The sequence below is a fragment of the Gardnerella sp. DNF00354 genome (assembly GCF_049262755.1).
Taxonomy (GTDB): Bacteria; Actinomycetota; Actinomycetes; order Actinomycetales; family Bifidobacteriaceae; genus Bifidobacterium; species Bifidobacterium vaginale.
Map to the genome: position 1 here is coordinate 1,528,599 of NZ_CP058402.1, position 17,273 is coordinate 1,545,871.

General features: G+C 44.1%; 13 protein-coding genes. All 13 read right to left on the minus strand.

Features of this window, described 5'->3' with window-relative positions; translation table 11 throughout:
* Positions 1-299: 299 nt before the first annotated feature.
* Positions 300-785: an NUDIX hydrolase gene (locus HXT24_RS06075; protein WP_422119357.1), complete on the minus strand. Its 486-nt coding sequence runs from the start codon at positions 783-785 to the stop codon at positions 300-302.
* Positions 786-1,119: 334 nt separating this feature from the next.
* Entirely contained in the window at positions 1,120-2,535 is a 1,416-nt protein-coding gene (locus tag HXT24_RS06080) for a class I SAM-dependent RNA methyltransferase (RefSeq protein WP_422119358.1), read from the minus strand.
* A gap of 55 nt (positions 2,536-2,590) precedes the next feature.
* Complete coding sequence (locus HXT24_RS06085; RefSeq protein ID WP_422119359.1) at positions 2,591-3,364, minus strand: DUF3159 domain-containing protein; 774 nt, start codon at positions 3,362-3,364, stop codon at positions 2,591-2,593.
* A gap of 55 nt (positions 3,365-3,419) precedes the next feature.
* Positions 3,420-4,226: a DUF3710 domain-containing protein gene (locus HXT24_RS06090; RefSeq protein WP_410311829.1), complete on the minus strand. Its 807-nt coding sequence runs from the start codon at positions 4,224-4,226 to the stop codon at positions 3,420-3,422.
* A 123-nt stretch (positions 4,227-4,349) separates the two neighbouring features.
* On the minus strand, positions 4,350-5,213 hold the full coding sequence (locus tag HXT24_RS06095) for an exodeoxyribonuclease III (RefSeq protein ID WP_422119360.1): 864 nt from the start codon (positions 5,211-5,213) through the stop codon (positions 4,350-4,352).
* 149 nt (positions 5,214-5,362) lie between these two features.
* A complete protein-coding gene (locus HXT24_RS06100) occupies positions 5,363-7,390 on the minus strand; it encodes a dipeptide ABC transporter ATP-binding protein (RefSeq protein ID WP_415681006.1) in 2,028 nt (675 codons plus the stop codon).
* 23 nt (positions 7,391-7,413) lie between these two features.
* Positions 7,414-8,445 carry an ABC transporter permease gene (locus HXT24_RS06105; protein WP_020761605.1) on the minus strand — a complete coding sequence of 344 codons (1,032 nt, stop codon included), beginning with the start codon at positions 8,443-8,445 and terminating at the stop codon, positions 7,414-7,416.
* A 14-nt stretch (positions 8,446-8,459) separates the two neighbouring features.
* A complete protein-coding gene (locus tag HXT24_RS06110; RefSeq protein ID WP_004123635.1) occupies positions 8,460-9,386 on the minus strand; it encodes an ABC transporter permease in 927 nt (308 codons plus the stop codon).
* A gap of 227 nt (positions 9,387-9,613) precedes the next feature.
* Positions 9,614-11,245 carry a peptide ABC transporter substrate-binding protein gene (locus HXT24_RS06115; RefSeq protein ID WP_422119361.1) on the minus strand — a complete coding sequence of 544 codons (1,632 nt, stop codon included), beginning with the start codon at positions 11,243-11,245 and terminating at the stop codon, positions 9,614-9,616.
* Positions 11,246-11,787: 542 nt separating this feature from the next.
* Positions 11,788-13,455: a CTP synthase gene (locus tag HXT24_RS06120; RefSeq protein ID WP_004121045.1), complete on the minus strand. Its 1,668-nt coding sequence runs from the start codon at positions 13,453-13,455 to the stop codon at positions 11,788-11,790.
* Positions 13,456-13,505: 50 nt separating this feature from the next.
* Complete coding sequence (gene aroQ, locus HXT24_RS06125; protein WP_032812293.1) at positions 13,506-13,946, minus strand: type II 3-dehydroquinate dehydratase; 441 nt, start codon at positions 13,944-13,946, stop codon at positions 13,506-13,508.
* A 30-nt stretch (positions 13,947-13,976) separates the two neighbouring features.
* Positions 13,977-15,719 (minus strand): bifunctional shikimate kinase/3-dehydroquinate synthase, encoded by a 1,743-nt coding sequence (locus HXT24_RS06130; RefSeq protein ID WP_016812627.1) that lies wholly within the window; start codon positions 15,717-15,719, stop codon positions 13,977-13,979.
* Entirely contained in the window at positions 15,716-16,903 is a 1,188-nt protein-coding gene (gene aroC / locus HXT24_RS06135; protein WP_422119362.1) for a chorismate synthase, read from the minus strand. The genes HXT24_RS06130 and aroC overlap by 4 nt, the downstream gene beginning before the upstream one ends.
* Positions 16,904-17,273 lie beyond the last annotated feature (370 nt).

Sequence of the window (17,273 nt, forward strand, 5' to 3'; positions counted from 1 at the left end):
CCAAAACATAAGTGTTTCAAGTATCAAGGTTTGAGACTCCGCTTTAGCCTTCTGATTTTCTTCTTCCTCTCCACCGAATTCAATGATCATTGCTCCGGCATCAACGCGTATTCTGCGCCTTTCGAGACTCAGATAAGCGTAATTGTATCATGATCTATGTTTTCATAATTTATGTAAGAGAGTACATCTTCGAACTGCTCTAATGGTATCCTGGCTAATGTTTTCGGCTGATTGTTCTGTCCGAACATAAACAGAAATAATGTTTATGTAACGATCTCTTGCCATAATAGCGGGATTCATTAATATCTTTCATCTGAAATTATATGCTCTATTCCACTATGCTCCGATTTAAGATATTCTTTCATAAATGTCGGGTAAGCTTTGAACTTATCAAGCTCATCTATAGGTAACCAATGCATTGTCTCTTTAGCACCTGACTCTGTAGTGCTTTTGCTCGTAAAATCTCTTTTGCCCATGGGCTTCATCATGTAATAGAACGTCAGCTCATGGAAGTCTACTCCTTTTAACCCAGAGCTGCCGATGAAGAAGTGCTCGTGTATGACGGCAAGGTGATCTACTTCGTAATTAAGACCTGTCTCTTCAAATACTTCTCTCTTAACGGCTTCTTCTGATGTCTCGCCCACGTGAACCGCTCCGCCAACTGAGTAAAAATAGTCGTCCTCATCGTTTCTTGCAAATAGCACACAACCTTCTTCGACTATGATGGCTGCTGCTCTATATCTAAATGCTTTTTTATCGTTAATAAATCCGCAATTATATTCCATAGTTTACTCCTTTATTTTTTATCTAATGACTGTGATTTATGGTTCAAATGCAAACAAGTTCCCAATCTTAATTGAAAATCCAAGTGATTGATACATTTGTATATCACATTGTGCACAAGCAACAGTCATTGAACTTATTGCACTCGACCCCAGAGCGTTGATATCTTCCCTCAAACAGCCAAAATACGTTCAAAAACCACGCCAAGCCAGCTTAAATCCGCCACGCATTAAACCTTTTAACGATAAACCTCGCTAAACCTTGCTACACAAAGCCTAAAACGCAGCAACTAGACTGCACGCAAGTAGATGTCATCAAAACGATATCTTGAAACAGTCACGATTTGCAAAGGAGCGCCACTGATTCTGTATGATGAGTTTCCGGATATAAGTCGAATGCGCGCAAAGACTGAACGCTGTAACCAAGCTCCCTAAACGTGCCAACATCGCGAGCAAGACTAGTCGGATCGCAAGCAATATACACAACGCTTCTTACTCCAGACTTCGCAATCTGCTTACAAACTTGAGCTTTAGCACCAGCGCGCGGAGGATCTAACACAACAACATCAGGATGCGCAAATCGACGAACAATCTTAGACGACTTACTCGCCTTAAATATCTGCGATTCAAGCGTTTGAGCAACATCGCCTTGCAAAGCTTCAACAACATCTTTACTAAGACCTGCGCGCCCAATGTTTCGCCTTGCGTTCTTTACAGCAATCGGCGCACCCTCAATACTAAGCACGCGCGCTGGCTCTGCAGCGCCAGCGAAACCGGCATCACCAGCAGCATCTCCGCCAACATTAGCCAAAGTCGCAAGCGGAATCGTAAACAAACCCGAACCAGAATACAAATCCCACAAAACAGTATTCTTAGTGCGACCACCAAGCGCAGAACGAACTAATCCCAAAACGTAGTTCACCAAATGCTCTGGGGCTGCGCGATGAATCTGCCAAAAACCGCGCGCGTCAACATCGTAATCAAAAGTACGCATACGCGATGAATCTCCATCAACAGCAACGCGTACACGCTCACGCAACAAAGCCGAGCCTGCAATCAGTTCATCATTTACTATAAGCGCATAATTTTCGCCAATCGCATCAAGAAGCGCAGCCTTGTCACCATAAACACCAAATTCCAAACCATCAACTCGAGGCTCTGGAACAGCAAGACGAATTTGCGAATTTGGCTCAAATTTGCGATTCCACAAATCCAAAGAATCTGCAACAGCCAAAACTGCGCGCGACGCAAGCGGCATAGTATCAACCGCAATGCGATCATGTGACTCGCGCTTCCGCATAGACAATCGCCCTTCATCATCCGCAACCAACTCCATGCGCGTACGCCAATTAAATCCGTTAAGCTCCTCATCCCCTGGCATGCGCTCAACAGTAATATCGCTAGCAGAAACGTCCATATGCGCTAAACGCTGGAATTGATTGGCAATCACGGACGCCTTCCAACGAATCTGCCCAGGCAAAGAAACGTGAATTAAATCTGCGCCACCAACTCCGCCGCCCTGAGCCAAAGGACCAGCGAGCTTCCATTGCGGCTCTACACGATCCGCGCTAGGCTCTAAAACTTCCACAACTTCGCCAGTAAAAAAGTGCGCTTTTGCACGCATCGGCTCATCCATGCGCACAACAACCAGCTCACCAGGCAGCGCAAATCGCACGAATACAACGCGTCCGTCAAGATGACCTACGCATCTTCCTTGATCCGCATATCGCTCGATTCGCATCGTCACTTGCATAAACTACCCCTTAGTTTTGCGTTTTGTTAAGCTGATTCTCTAACGCTGATTTTTGTTAAGCTGATTTTACTTCACTTGAATTTACATCGTTTTTATCTTCGTCAATCTGATTTTCTTCACGATAATTTTCTTCGCGATGTTTATGATGAAGACGCATAAATGGCGTTGCAATAATCAAGTAAGAAACCCAAATGGCGAGCGCCCAGAATGGCAATCCCATAAGCAATCGAACAGTGCCAAGCCACACAACGTGATTCGTCAAATATAATGGCACTTGCAAAACAAGCCTCAGCGCAAAAACACCAATCCACAACCCAGTAACATACATGTATGCACGCTTAAGCGGCTTATAATCAAGCCATTCGTGCAGCCACGCGCCAAAATTTTCCGTAGGCATTTTGCGAATCGATTCAATCACAAGCCCAAGCGCTGGCACGCGCACAATCAGTGAAATCGCAAGAAGCGCACCATACACAGCGTTTGTAATAAAGCCCATCATGTAGTAGTCGCGAGCTTGATGACTCGTCCACACCCAAATAAGGCAAATCCCTACAGAAACCAACCCACTTAGAGCACCCATAATCGACTGGCGTTGAATCATGCGCGCCACAACTTGCAAAACTGCAAGAGCCGCAGACGCAATAACCGTTGTTTGTACGTTTCGCGTTACAACAAAACAAATAACAAACAGCAAGCCTGGCAGCATGGATTCAATTACGCCTCGAACTCCTCCAAGGGAATCAATAACAGAAAACGTGTTTCCTTCAGATCCAATAGAAGCCAAAGATGCTAATCCTGAGCGTTTTTTGCCGCGCGAATTTTTTTCCAAGATAATATCCTTTGCTGCCTGACTCTTACTATCGACTTTTACTATCGACTCTTAACTATCTGATTTCAGAAAACATTGGTCCACGAGTTAGCGTGGTTTTGACTTCTACTTGCTGATCTGCACCAAGTGGACCCTTTGGACGACCTAGATTTTCTTCAGAATCGTCAGAGCCAGCAGAACCATCTTTACCTGCATTACTTGGAGCAACCAAATCGTGCATTGGAATCATATCTCTAGGAGCAAGTGGCTCTGTTCCGCGGTCTATAACAATATCACTAAACCACTTGTTAAGAAGCACGGTCTCTTCGCTTGTTTTTTGTGACTCTAAAGCAGCACTCCCAGAAAACACTCCGCGGAGCATCCAACGCGGACCATCCACACCAACAATTCTAGTTTCCACTGTCTTATCGTCAACCTTGACTGGAAGTATGAGTTCCTTGCCAAAAACTCCATTCACTTCCCTAGCATTAGAGTTTCCCTTAAGCAAATCCGCACGAACTTCACTCCATATTCCTTCTGTTTTAGGAGCTGCAAATGCTTCAACCTCAATGCTAGAAGATTTATATGTAACAGTTATGCCAAGAACTTGACCAGTTTCACGCTGCTTTTTTACTCGCAACTCTATACCTTGTAAATATGGTATATATATGGAGCCGAAATCAACATAAGTACCTAAATTAGGTAGTTTCTCATCAGACCTGTCCCATGGACCTCTAAGACTTCCGCGTCCTAAGTACGTGTCTGCATCATATCCGCCTGCAGTCAGATCGCTTAGAGCGGAATTTTGGGATTGAAATTCTGCAAGATTCTCAGCATCATCTTTGGCAGCTTTCGACTTGCGCTTGGATTTAAACCATCCCATGGTTCCTCTTTTCTAATGGATTCTTCTTAATAAGCTCTAATTGCCATTTTTCGATGAATACTTTACATATTTCTAATGGCTATTTTTACTCAACTTCACCAGCCTATCACAAGCAAAGCAAAATCACACATTATATTTTATGTTTAAAGCAGCATGGTCAGACCAGCGAGAATCGTAGCTTTGAGCACGATCAATCACGAATCCGCACGCAGTTTCTGCAATTTCAGGTGTTGCAAACTGATAGTCTAATCTCCATCCAACGTTATTATCAAAAGCTTTACCTCGTTGACTCCACCAAGTGTATGGTCCTTGAATATCGCCAGCAAGCATACGCATAACATCCACAAATTCATACTCGTTAATCCAACGATCAATATAAGCGCGTTCCTCTGGCAAAAATCCAGCACTTTTCTCATTCGCCTTAGCGTTTTTAATGTCAAGAGGCGTGTGTGCAATATTAAAATCACCGCATAAAATCGCCTGATTTCCGCCACTTGCAGCAATATCTCTAAGCTCCCCTAATCGCCTTAACATAGTATCTAGAAAGCGGAATTTTTGCTGCATTTTCTGTGGATCATCAACGTTTCCAGCGTGAACATACACAGATGCAACAGTAATATCATACCCTTCAGGTGTATGTACGTCAGTTTCTACCCATCGCCCAGAATCAACGTCTTCACTTAAACCAGGCAAACCGTAACGCTGCTCTACAACTGGCAAAGACGTTACAAGCGCCACACCAGCTCTACCTTTTATTTCACAAATCTGATTTGTAACAGAAAATCGCCTGTCATTTTGCACAGATTCACCACTTTTAGTCGCATACAAATCCTTGATTTTACTCATAATCGGATCAATCGCATCTTGCGGAGCACGAACCTCTTGCATACACCACACATCTGGCGTGTGATCTTGAACCCAATCGAGCATACCCTTGCGCCAAGCCGCACGAATCCCATTCAAATTTGAAGTCGTAATCGTAATCATAAGTTCCACTCTAATATGCACACAACACAAAGTACGCAAAAATAAAGGTGCAGAAGTTTTGACTCCTACACCTTTATTTTAAATTTAAATTTATTTTAAATTTATAGTTTATAAGACGCTAGTTTTAAGGCCCATAAACCAGCTTGCGACTAATCCAAGCCAAGCTCCAAATTTCCACCTGGAATTGCGTCGAGAAGATCGCGAGTGTACTCCTTTTGAGGATGATCAAACACTTCGTCGGTTGTAGCATGTTCAACAAGTTTGCCATGTTGCATAACAACAACCTCGTCCGCAATCTGACGAACAACAGCCAAATCGTGAGTGATGAACAAGTAGCTCAAACCGCGCTCCGCTTGCAAATCGTTAAGCAAATGCAAAACCTGATCTTGCACAAGCACGTCCAAAGCAGACACAGCTTCGTCGCAAACGATTACATCCGGATCCAATGCCATAGCACGCGCAATCGCAATGCGCTGACGCTGTCCGCCTGAAAGCTCGTTCGGGAAGCGAGTCATGACAGAAGCAGGCATGCGAACCATGTCCAAAAGCTCGCGCACACGATTCTGTCTACTCTTTTTATCGCCAATCTTATGAATACGCAAAGGCTCCTCAATAGAACGATAAATCGAATACATTGGGTCGAGTGAACCATAAGGATTTTGGAACACTGGCTGCACGTGTCGGCGGAAGTCAAGCAAATCAGCACCCTTGAAATCAGCAATATTCTTGCCTTCGTAAGTAACTGTTCCACTTGTTGGATTTAGAAGTCGCAAAACCATGTTTGCAACAGTAGACTTACCAGAACCAGACTCACCCACGATTGCCAACGTTGTTCCGCGCTTAATAGAGAACGAAACATCGTCAACAGCCTTGAAAAGTTCCTTCTTGCGCGGAAGCTTAAACTCGCGAGTTAAGTGATCTACTGTAATAATGTGCTCGCTCTTTTCAAGAGTTTGCTCACCTACTACGTGATGTTCAAGCAAATTATCCGCATTTCCGCCATGCTCCTTAACGGAGATGATTCGCTGTGAAGCCAAACTTGGAGCAGCAGCAACAAGTCGCTTAGTATAAGGATGCTGCGGGTGCTGCAAAACGTCCAAAGATGGACCAGATTCAACAACGCGACCCTTATACATAACAACAACGTGCTGAGCACGAGCTGCAGCCAAACCTAAATCGTGAGTAATGAACAGAACGGAAGTTCCAAGAGAATCGGTAAGCGTATGCAAATGGTCCAGAATGCGCTTTTGCACAGTAACGTCGAGTGCGGAAGTTGGCTCATCTGCAATAAGCAAATCTGGTCTGCAAGCCAAGCCGATAGCAATCAAAGCGCGCTGACGCATACCACCAGAAAACTCGTGTGGGAATTGCCTTGCGCGAGTTGCTGCATCTGGCAAACCAGCTTCATCAAGCAAACCAGCAATGCGGTCTTCAACACTTGCTCCAATAACATACTTTTTGGCGATTTCCCAAGCTTTGTCGTCATCTACTCCATACTTGATTAAATCGTCTGCAACGCGCCAACGAGTTTCGGAACCTGGAACCCACTCTTTTTTGTAGTATTCCATAGCTTCATTAAACTTTTCGGCATTCGTTTGCTCACTAAGACCAACCTGCGCCAAAGCTTGCTTTGCAGCGTCCAATAATGTGCTCAGTTCTTTAGAGCCAAGGAAGATTTCATCTTCGTTACTTTTAACTTCTACAGCGTCTCCTGCTAAAGCTTCTGCAAGTGCGGAGCGCTTCTCATGGCTAACGTCAACGCCATTTGCAAGAAGAGCCTCTTTAACTTGAGTTCCAATTCGCCAAACAGGATTAAGGTTGCTCATAGGGTCTTGCGGAACCAATCCCATTGCTGTACCGCGCAAAGCCGCATAATCTTTAGGCTTTAGATTACTTATTTCTTGACCGTTAAGCTTAATAGATCCGCCAGTAACGTGACCTGTTCCTGGAAGCAAACCTAAAACCGCCATTGCAGAAGTTGACTTTCCAGAACCAGATTCACCCACGATTGCAACCCATTGACCTGGGTAAACGTTGAAGCTCGCATCGCGAACAGCGTGTACGGCTTTTTTAGAATCCGTTGTAAAGTCAACCTGAAGATTTTTGACTTCCAGCAAAGGACCCTGTTCGCGTTGCATTGCAAGGGTATCTACATTTTTACGTGTTGCTGTGTTCATAATCACTATTCCTCCACGCTAACTTACGCCTTACGGCTCTTTGGATCCAACGCATCTTTTACAGCGTCGCCCATCATAATAAAGGCGAGAACAGTAATAGCGAGCGCAATAGACGGATAGAACAAAACTTCTGGATTTGTAGTAAGAACATTCCTAGCGGTAGAAATATCTACACCCCAGCTAACGGTCGTAGTTGGCAAACCAATACCAAGGAAGCTAAGTGTTGCTTCCAAAACAATGTAAGAACCAAGGGATGTTGTTCCTACAACAATGATTGGAGCCAGCGAGTTTGGAATAATATGACGGAAAAGATTACGCATTGGAGTTGAACCTAAAGCTGTAGAAGCCGTATTAAACTCAAGATTCTTGGATTCCATAACGGCACTTCTTGCGATTCGAGCAACGCCTACCCATCCAAAGAGAACCATAACAAACACGATTTTCCAAATCGACTTAGATGTGCGGAACATTTGCAAAACTACGATTGCGCCCAACAGCATTGGTAGAGCCAGGAAGATATCGGTGATTCGGCTGAGAATCGCATCAATCCATCCGCCGAAGAACCCAGCTAAAGCACCAATTAACGAGCCAACTAACACAACCAAAGCGGTTGCTAGCAAACCAACGCTTAGAGATGTACGAGTTCCGTATACGACTCGAGCATAAATATCACAGCCTTGCATATCAAATCCGAACGGATGCGCAGCAGAAGCCGGCTCAAGCGAATGTTCCAAAACGCAATAATTAGGATTGTGCCTTGTAAGAACACTTGGGAAAAGTGCAACAAAAATAATCGCAATAATCAAAACTGCGGAAACAATAAACAATGGGTTTCTGCGCAAACTACGCCAAGCGTCTGCCCACATGCTTGTAGCTGTAGCGGATTCATCTACAGAATCAACTTCTTGAAGAGGCGTATCATCAAGAGGCGCAACGTAACGTTCCTGACCTGGTAATGTATTGTATTTTGAAGCGGAAAAGTCGCCAGCAACCGTAGTTGCAGCTGCTGTAGAATCATTTGTAGTCAAATTATTTTCCATCAAATTATCTTCCATAATGTCTGCTCTCCTTACGCGTAGCGAATGCGCGGATCTAGAGCCGCGTACAACATGTCAACAAGAAGATTGCTGACTACAAATATCAACATAAGAAGCGTAACTATAGAAACAACAAGGTTTCCTTCTCCCTTTAGAATCCCTTGATACGTAAGGAATCCAACGCCATGAATGTTGAAGATTGTTTCGGAAATCATAGCGCCACCCATAAGAGCGCCTAGATCCTGACCTAAAAACGTAACAACAGGAATAAGCGAATTGCGCAAAATATGTCGAACAATAACAGAGCTTTCTTTTAAGCCCTTTGCGCGAGCTGTGCGAACATAATCGAGCGATATGTTTGACGAAACTTCCGACCTTGTAAGTCGAATAATATACGCCATTGACACGGATCCAAGAACTATTGCAGGAAGAAGAAGATCATAGAATCCAGGATCATTGCTTGCGGTAACAGGCATGATTTGCCACTTAACACCAAACACATATTGTCCAATAAAGCCAGTAACAAATGTTGGCACAGAAATAAGAAGAAGTGATACAACAAGAATTACACTGTCATACCACTTCCCTTTCTTCAAGCCAGAGATTATGCCAAAAGCTACGCCAAACAAGGCTTCAAAGGCAAACGCCATCAACGCAAGCTTAATGGTTACTGGGAATGCGCGACCAATTTCGTCAATTACTGGCTGACCAGCAAAAGTATGACCGAAATCAAGAGTCAAAGCATTTTTCAAAAACAGCAAATACTGAATAATAAATGGCTTATCCAAGTTATACTCGGCACGAATCTGCGCTTCAACCGCATGGTTAATTGGCTTATCTCCAAACATTGCTTTTACTGGGTCTCCAGGCAAAGCAAACACCAAAGCATACACCAACAATGTTGTGCCGAGAACCACAGGAATCATCTGCAGAACACGACGCAGAACGTATTTACCCATTGGTTTCTCCTTATATACTTACTTAAAAATTCGCAGAGCACACACCCAACTTTTGTGGCTTGCATATTGATTTAACCCAACCTAAGTAAAAACACAAAGTGCTGCCTCGAACAGCGGATAGAATTTTGCAATTTTATTCGCCATTCGAAGGCAGCAGCACGTTTTTACATGCTATTTAATTATGATTTATTTTTTACTATAGCTACTTAATCTTCGATCTTAGATCTTTACTTGTGGAGCTTGTAGTAAAGTGGCATATTCTGCCAATCCATTACAAAGCCCTTCAAGCTTGGAACCATAACAGCCTTGGCGTTCGAGTAGAACAGTGGGATGTATGGAAGATCCTCAAGAAGAATCTCGTTAGCTTGCTGATAAAGCTTAGTCGCCTCAGCTGGCTGAGAAGAAGCAGCCTTCTTAAGCAAATCATCAAACTTAGGATTCTTGTAATCAGCTTCGTTGGAGCCATTTCCATCTGCAGCAACAGAAGCAAATTCCTGAGTCAAGTAGTTTTCTGGGCTTGGGTAATCTGGCATCCAGCCTGCACGCCATGCACCCTTAACCTGACGCTGTTCGCATGCGTTACGGAACTCTTGGAATGTTGGAACTGGAGTGGTTTCAGCCTTAATGCCAAGATTGTTCTTAAGGGAGTTTACAACTGCATCGAACACAGACTTAGCATTACCATCAGCATTGTAAGTAAAGGTAAGAGGACCATCATACTTAGAGATCTTGTCTGCCTTTGCCCAAAGTTCCTTAGCCTTTGCGGCATTAAACTTAAGGTTTTCGTGTCCCTTAAGATCTGCCTTGTAGCCTGGAGTCAAAGGAGAAGTGAACTCATTTGCAGGAGATGCAGTATTGTTAAGAACCTTCTTGATGATGGTTTCACGGTCGATTGCCATAGAAACAGCTTGACGACGCAAGCGGCCTTCTTCGGTAGTTACATCGAAGTGTGGCAATTTTGCAGGAATACCGAACTGCTGGATTACAGAACCTGGACGGTTGTATGCCTTAACAGTGGTGTCCTTTTGGAAAGTCTTGGTTTCAGTATCTGGAATGTTATCGGTCATATCAAGATTGCCAGACTGAACATCGCGGTAAGCAGCGGTTCCATCGGTGTAAATCTTGAAGGTAACACCATCATTCTGAGCCTTACGTGGGCCATCGTAATCTGGGTTCTTTACAACTTCAATCTGCTTGTTGTGATCCCAGGACTTAAAGAGGTATGGACCAGAAGAAACTGGCTTTTCGCCATAAGCCTTTGGATTCTTGTAGAAGGATTCTGGAAGAGGAGCGAATGCAAGGTAACCAACCTTAATAGCAAACACAGAATCTGGCTGATTCAAATCAACAGTAAAGGTGTACTTGTCTACAACCTTTAAGCCAGAAAGCTGCTCGTCACCCTTAGTGTCATTCTTCTGCAAGTCTTCGTAGCCCTTAATTGTTTGGAAGAAGGAAGCGCACTTCTGAGCGTTCTTAGCATTTGCTACGAAGCTCCAAGCCTTGGTGAAGCTTTCTGCGGTGATTGGTGTTCCGTCGCTAAACTTCTTATCTTTTTTAAGCTTAACAGTGTACTGAGTTGCATCAGCGTTTGGAGTTACGCTCTCGGCATCTTCGTTTACCGTGTTGCCCTTTTCATCAAAAGTGACCAACGTGGAGTTGACCAATACAGCAGGACGAGCGCCAGCATTTTCGTTAATGTTTCCTGGAACAAGCTCGTTCTGAGGCTCGGAGTCATTTACAGTAATAACAACCTTGCCACCATTTGTTTGAGCGGTCTTCGAGGCAGAAGAACCGCATCCACCGAGCAGCATAGCAACCGAGCACGCAGCTGCGGCAAAAAGTAATGCCTTATTCTTCATATGTTTTCTCCTAACGTTGGGTATGGCAGGATTCAATTAAATATCACGAAAAAGTCTCATTACAAGCTTTACAGGCTCTATAGGCTTAATAAATAAAATCCACCTAGTATTTATTGCCAGATGGATTCTTTGCAAAGCCAATAAGGAGGCCTCTTCGTTGATTAAAATTCAATCATACGGATTTTATTAAACAACGCAAGCTAAAAGTCTAAATGTAAAATTTACAGTTATTTTGTATATTAATCATAAAAATAACTATTGCTATATAAAATTATGGGATTAAATCGTATTTTATATGGTATTTTGCCAAGCCTTTTAAATCTACGACGATATTACAAAAATGTAAATTTGCACTAGAAATATGTAACAATCATGTTAAACGATGCAAAATATTCAACAAGACATTCAAATATTAAACAAAATAAAAGTGGTGTAAATTCGCACCCAAATGCACGAGTTTACACCACTTAATAAATAAAATCAAATAAATATTGAAATTATTTTTAAAATATTTTTATTATATTTTCACCTATTGGTAAATACTACTTAGACTCGCTAGCCTGATGTTCAAGAGCAGCCGCAACCAATCCAGCAAACAGTGGATGAGGCTTAGTTGGACGAGACTTAAACTCTGGATGAGCCTGAGTTGCCACGTAGAATGGGTGAACTTCCTTTGGAAGCTCCACAAACTCAGTCAAATTACCATCTGGGCTTTGACCACTAATACGCAAGCCAGCTTCGCGCAAACGATCCTTATACGCCACATTCACTTCATAACGGTGACGATGACGCTCAGTAACATGCGTAGTACCGTAAAGCTCAGCAACAATCGAGCCTTCTTCAAGCGTTGCAGGGTAAGAGCCAAGTCGCATTGTGTGACCCATATCTCCCTTACCATCCACAATATCCTTCTGCTCTTCCATAGTCGCGATTACTGGATCGCCACAATCCTTCTCGAACTCAGTGGAATTAGCATCCTCAAGTCCAAGAACGTGACGAGCGTACTCAATAACCATAGATTGCAAGCCAAGGCAAAGACCAAGCGTTGGCAAACCATGCTCGCGAGCGTAGCGCAAAGCGCCGATCTTACCTTCAATACCGCGAATGCCGAAGCCGCCTGGAATAACCATTCCGTCCATTTGGTCAAGAGCCGCAGCCGCACCTTCTTGAGTTTCGCACTTGTCAGCAGCAACCCAGCGCACGTTAACTTTAGCCCAGTTTGCAAAACCGCCAGCCTTAATAGCCTCGGTAACGGAAAGGTATGCATCTGGCAAATCAATATACTTTCCAACGATTGCAATGTTTAGCTCATGCTTTGGATGATGCACGCGCTCAAGCAAATCTTCCCACTCGTTCCAATCAACATCGTGGAATGGAAGCTCAAGCTCACGAACAACGTAAGCATCCAAGCCCTCGTTGAACAAAATCTTCGGCACATCATAAATGCTTGGAGCGTCAACGCAGTTCACAACGCCTTCAGCATCAACATCGCACATAAGCGAAATCTTATCTTTAATGCCTTGATTAAGCGGACGATCAGAACGCAAAACAAGCGCGTCTGGAGAAATACCAAGCTGACGAAGCATCATCACAGAATGCTGAGTTGGTTTAGTCTTTAATTCGTGAGCTGCAGCAATATAAGGTACCAAAGAAACGTGCACAAACATGCAGTTTTCAGGACCTAAATCGCGACGAACTTCGCGAGCAGCCTCCAAGAATGGCTGAGACTCAATATCGCCAACCGTTCCGCCGATTTCCGTAATAATCACGTCTACGTCGTCGCTAGCCTGCGCGCGCATACGCGACTTAATTTCGCCAGTAATATGCGGAATAACCTGCACGCACTGACCCAAATATTCGCCAGCGCGCTCCTTACGAAGCACAGACTGATAAATCTGACCAGTTGTAACATTCGCTTTTTGACTTAAGAAAACATCGAGGAATCGCTCGTAGTGACCAATATCGAGATCTGTTTCCGCTCCATCTTCCGTAACATAAACCTCGCCATGTTGGAATGGGTTCATTGTACCCGGGTCAACATTGATATAAGGATCGAGTTTTTGTTGTAATACGTGAAGACCACGACTACGCAAAAGTCTGCCTAATGAAGATGCAGTAAGACCTTTTCCGAGGGACGAAACAACGCCACCAGTGACAAAAATATGCTTTGTAATATGCTCCTGAGAGTTACCATGTTTTCTTCTAACCATGGAACTCCATAGTATCTTCGAGCCTCGACGCTGGAAATTTGCTTAAAAAGTTAGATTAAATAAGCAACAGACTCAAGCGCAAGCTTATAACCATACAATCCCATGCCTGTAATAGTGCCAGTTGCAACAGGGCTAATCACGCTTATTCTTCGGAAAGAATCGCGGGCAGAAGGATTAGAAATATGCACTTCCATTAACGGCACGCCTGCATCCAAAACCATGTGTGCAGCATCCGCGAGCGCATAACTGTAGTGCGTAAAAGCAGCAGGATTCATAACTACTGGCGTATGCGTATCGGCAGCTTCGTGCATCCAATGAACCATTTGCGCCTCGTCGTCGCTTTGGCGTACTTCTACCTGTAGATTAAGCTCTTGCGCCCACTTCTTGCAAAGCGCGCACAACGTTTCAAAATCTTGACTGCCATAAACGTCTGGCTGACGAACGCCTAATCGCCCCAAATTTGGGCCATTTACTACTAAAACTTTACGCATGCTTATCACATTTTTTGAATCTACCATTTTCTAACCTCTAATCTTATTAAACGCATCTCGAATCGCCTCCAGCGGCGGATTATCTAAGTGAATCGGGTTTCCAATCCCGTCTAAAACAACAAATCTCAAAGTATTTCCTCTAGCTTTTTTATCTTTATGCATTAAGTTAAGAACCTTATTAAAAGCATCGTCACCACTGCCGCCACCATTCCAAGATATTGGCAATCCAAGAGATTTCAAAAGCGAACGATGGTACTCAACATCCTCTGTACTTAAATAACCCAAAAGTTGCGCAAGCTCCGCAGCAAAAACCATTCCAACAGCAACCGCGTTTCCGTGGCGCCAAGAAAAATGCTCAATTTGTTCAATCGCATGCCCAAGAGTGTGACCGTAGTTCAAAAACTCGCGCAAACCCTTCTCTTTTAAGTCGTTAGAAACATGGTATGCCTTAACGCGCACGCTTTTTTCTATCAAATCGCAAACCATATTATTTAAATCTGCATCATTTAAAATAGAAGGACCATCAACAGAGCGCAACTTGCTAGCATTTTGAGGATTTTCCAAAATTTTTAAGATACTAGAATCGCCAATAAACCCTGATTTTACAACCTCTCCAAGTCCTTCAACAAAAATATCGTTAGGAAGAGTAGAGAACGCACAAGTATCTGCCAAAACACCAGCAGGAGTGTAAAAACTACCAACCAAATTCTTGCCAAACGCAGTATTTACACCAGTTTTACCGCCAGTCGAAGCATCGACCATAGCAAGAAGCGAAGTTGGGCAATTAACATAACGGATTCCACGCATCCAAGTAGAAGCAACAAATCCAGCCAAATCCGTGGCTGCTCCACCACCCAAACCAACAATCGCGTCAGAACGCGTAAAACCAGCGTTTCCAAGACGATCCCAAATAGAATCCGCAACCTTAACAGTTTTACCAGCCTCAGCATCTGGAATAAGAATGTCGAAAACATCGTAGCCGGCAGCGCGCAAAATGGTTCTTGCTTTATCGCTATGTCTTTGCACAGGCTGAGTGTGGATCAAAGCTACTCGAACAGGCTCTTTTCCAAGTAGTTGTGGCAAAAGGCTCATGGCACCTGCGCCAATATGAACATCATAATCTTCAATACCTTTACCAGTTACATGCACTATTCGTTGCATAATCATATTCTTCAACTTTCTTGCGGCAGGTTTTGGCGTCAAATTGTAAACACGAGCATGCAAATTCGCCACTTTGCAAAATACAGGATCACGCTTATCAAACAAATCCATCCATCGTTTTGCGCCATCTTCGCCGCTTAACATAGGACGATTAGAATTCCAGCTTACGCGCTCAATTGCATCACTTGCATTTACTTGCAAATACACAACACGACCGCCTAGCTTTGTATATTTTCTTAAGACCTCTTGCGTCTCCTTACGCATTGGAGCACCGCCACCTAGGGCGACTATTGGGGCGGATTGCTCAGAACATGCAAAAATAGCATCTTTAACAATTTGAGCTTCAATATCTCTAAAAGACTTCTCGCCAAAATCCTTAAAATATTGGCTAATCGGCATATTGATTTTTTGCTCAATCAAATCGTCCGTGTCTATAAAAGGAACGTTCAAAATATGCGCCAATTCCTTGCCAACACGCGTTTTTCCAGCTGCCGGCATACCAATTATGACGGCTAACGGGATTTGACTTTGCGATACATCTTGCGAAATGTCTTTCAAAGAATCTCGAAGCGAATCATGTAAAGAATCATGCAAGGAATCTTCTTCGCTCATCTCATATACTCTTTCCAAGATTGAACGTAATTTCTAGCATTTCTAGCGGTTTCTTCTAGCGAATCTCCACCAAACTTTTCCAACACATACTTTGCAAGCGTTAACCGAACCATTGCCTCTGCGACTACGGAAGCGGCTGGAACTGCTGTAAAATCGGAGCGCTGATTAATCGCTTGAGCTGGCTCGCCAGTAAGCACATCTACAGTGCGTAATGCGCGCGGAATGGACGGAATCGGCTTCATTGCAGCGCGCACACGAATCGTCTCACCATTCGACATTCCACCTTCAATACCACCAGCACGATTACTAAGACGCGTGATTTTGCCATCTTCGCCTGTTACGATTTCGTCGTGAGCGGCAGAGCCAGGGCGATTTGCTTCTTCAAAACCGTCTCCAATTTCCACGCCTTTAATAGCTTGGATTCCCATAAGCGCGCCTGCTAAAGCCGCATCCAAACGGCGATCCGACTCTACATACGTTCCAACTCCAGCAGGCATGCCGTAAGCAAGCACCTCCACTACGCCTCCAAGCGTATCCGCATTGGCTTTTGCTTCATCAATGCGAGCAACCATTCGCGCTTCTGCATCTTTATCGAGAGTGCGAACTGGCGACGCATCCAACGCATCAACATCGTCTGGTGTTGGCAGTGGTAAACTTTTGTCAGCATATTCTCCGCCGATTCCAATAACATGCGCAACTGTTCGCACGCCCAACGCCTGCTGCAAAAACGCATCAGCCACAGCACCTAAAGCCACACGAGAAGCCGTTTCCCTAGCGCTCGAACGCTCCAAAACCTCGCGAGCATCATTAAAACCATACTTTCGCATGCCAGTTAAATCAGCATGCCCAGGGCGAGGACGGCTTAAAATAGCATTTCTACCAGTTCGCTCAAGCTCATGATCCAAAGGATCCGCGCTCATCACTTCCACCCACTTTGGCCACTCGCTATTTGCGATTTCTATAGCAATTGGCGATCCAAGAGTAACACCGTGGCGAACGCCCGTAAGCAAACGTACTTTATCTTGCTCAAACTTCATTCGCGCGCCGCGACCGTAACCAAGCCGCCTGCGCGCAAGAGCAGAAACAATGTCCGCGCTAGTAATCTCGACTCCTGCTGGCACGCCTTCAATCATTGCCACCAGCGCTTCACCATGCGACTCCCCTGCCGTTTGCCATCTAAGCATGCCTTCTCCAATCGCGTTGTGCGTTATATTCTATTTCTACAAGTCTTGCACTTTGTAATGCACACTATTTTAAATCTGTACTCGATTCTAAATTCTTTATTCTACTAACCACTAAGTATTGCTCACAATCCACTGACTCAATCGCACAATCTGTCGAACTTTTCTAGAAACCACTATCTTTATTTGATGTTGCGTGAGGGCTGGGTGTTTCTTGTCTCACAACGCTCCGCCTTTTACGTGTTGCTTGTTGTTGCGGTTGTTCCGTTTTGTCTTTGATTTTGTTTTTGGGTTGAAGTTTGTTTGTAGTTGTGGCTCATTGGATTATTTGGTATCGGCTGCCGCTCTTATATTGTTCGACCAAGAATCACCC

What these genes read in the sequence shown, in the direction of transcription:
- HXT24_RS06130 (WP_016812627.1), bottom strand. Translation starts at nt 15,719, where the DNA reads ATGAGCGAAGAAGATTCCTTGCATGATTCTTTACATGATTCGCTTCGA.
- HXT24_RS06090 (WP_410311829.1), bottom strand. Translation starts at nt 4,226, where the DNA reads ATGGGATGGTTTAAATCCAAGCGCAAGTCGAAAGCTGCCAAAGATGAT.
- HXT24_RS06105 (WP_020761605.1), bottom strand. Translation starts at nt 8,445, where the DNA reads ATGGAAGATAATTTGATGGAAAATAATTTGACTACAAATGATTCTACA.
- HXT24_RS06080 (WP_422119358.1), bottom strand. Translation starts at nt 2,535, where the DNA reads ATGCAAGTGACGATGCGAATCGAGCGATATGCGGATCAAGGAAGATGC.
- HXT24_RS06100 (WP_415681006.1), bottom strand. Translation starts at nt 7,390, where the DNA reads ATGAACACAGCAACACGTAAAAATGTAGATACCCTTGCAATGCAACGC.
- HXT24_RS06120 (WP_004121045.1), bottom strand. Translation starts at nt 13,455, where the DNA reads ATGGTTAGAAGAAAACATGGTAACTCTCAGGAGCATATTACAAAGCAT.
- aroQ (WP_032812293.1), bottom strand. Translation starts at nt 13,946, where the DNA reads ATGCGTAAAGTTTTAGTAGTAAATGGCCCAAATTTGGGGCGATTAGGC.
- aroC (WP_422119362.1), bottom strand. Translation starts at nt 16,903, where the DNA reads ATGCTTAGATGGCAAACGGCAGGGGAGTCGCATGGTGAAGCGCTGGTG.
- HXT24_RS06115 (WP_422119361.1), bottom strand. Translation starts at nt 11,245, where the DNA reads ATGAAGAATAAGGCATTACTTTTTGCCGCAGCTGCGTGCTCGGTTGCT.
- HXT24_RS06075 (WP_422119357.1), bottom strand. Translation starts at nt 785, where the DNA reads ATGGAATATAATTGCGGATTTATTAACGATAAAAAAGCATTTAGATAT.
- HXT24_RS06110 (WP_004123635.1), bottom strand. Translation starts at nt 9,386, where the DNA reads ATGGGTAAATACGTTCTGCGTCGTGTTCTGCAGATGATTCCTGTGGTT.
- HXT24_RS06095 (WP_422119360.1), bottom strand. Translation starts at nt 5,213, where the DNA reads ATGATTACGATTACGACTTCAAATTTGAATGGGATTCGTGCGGCTTGG.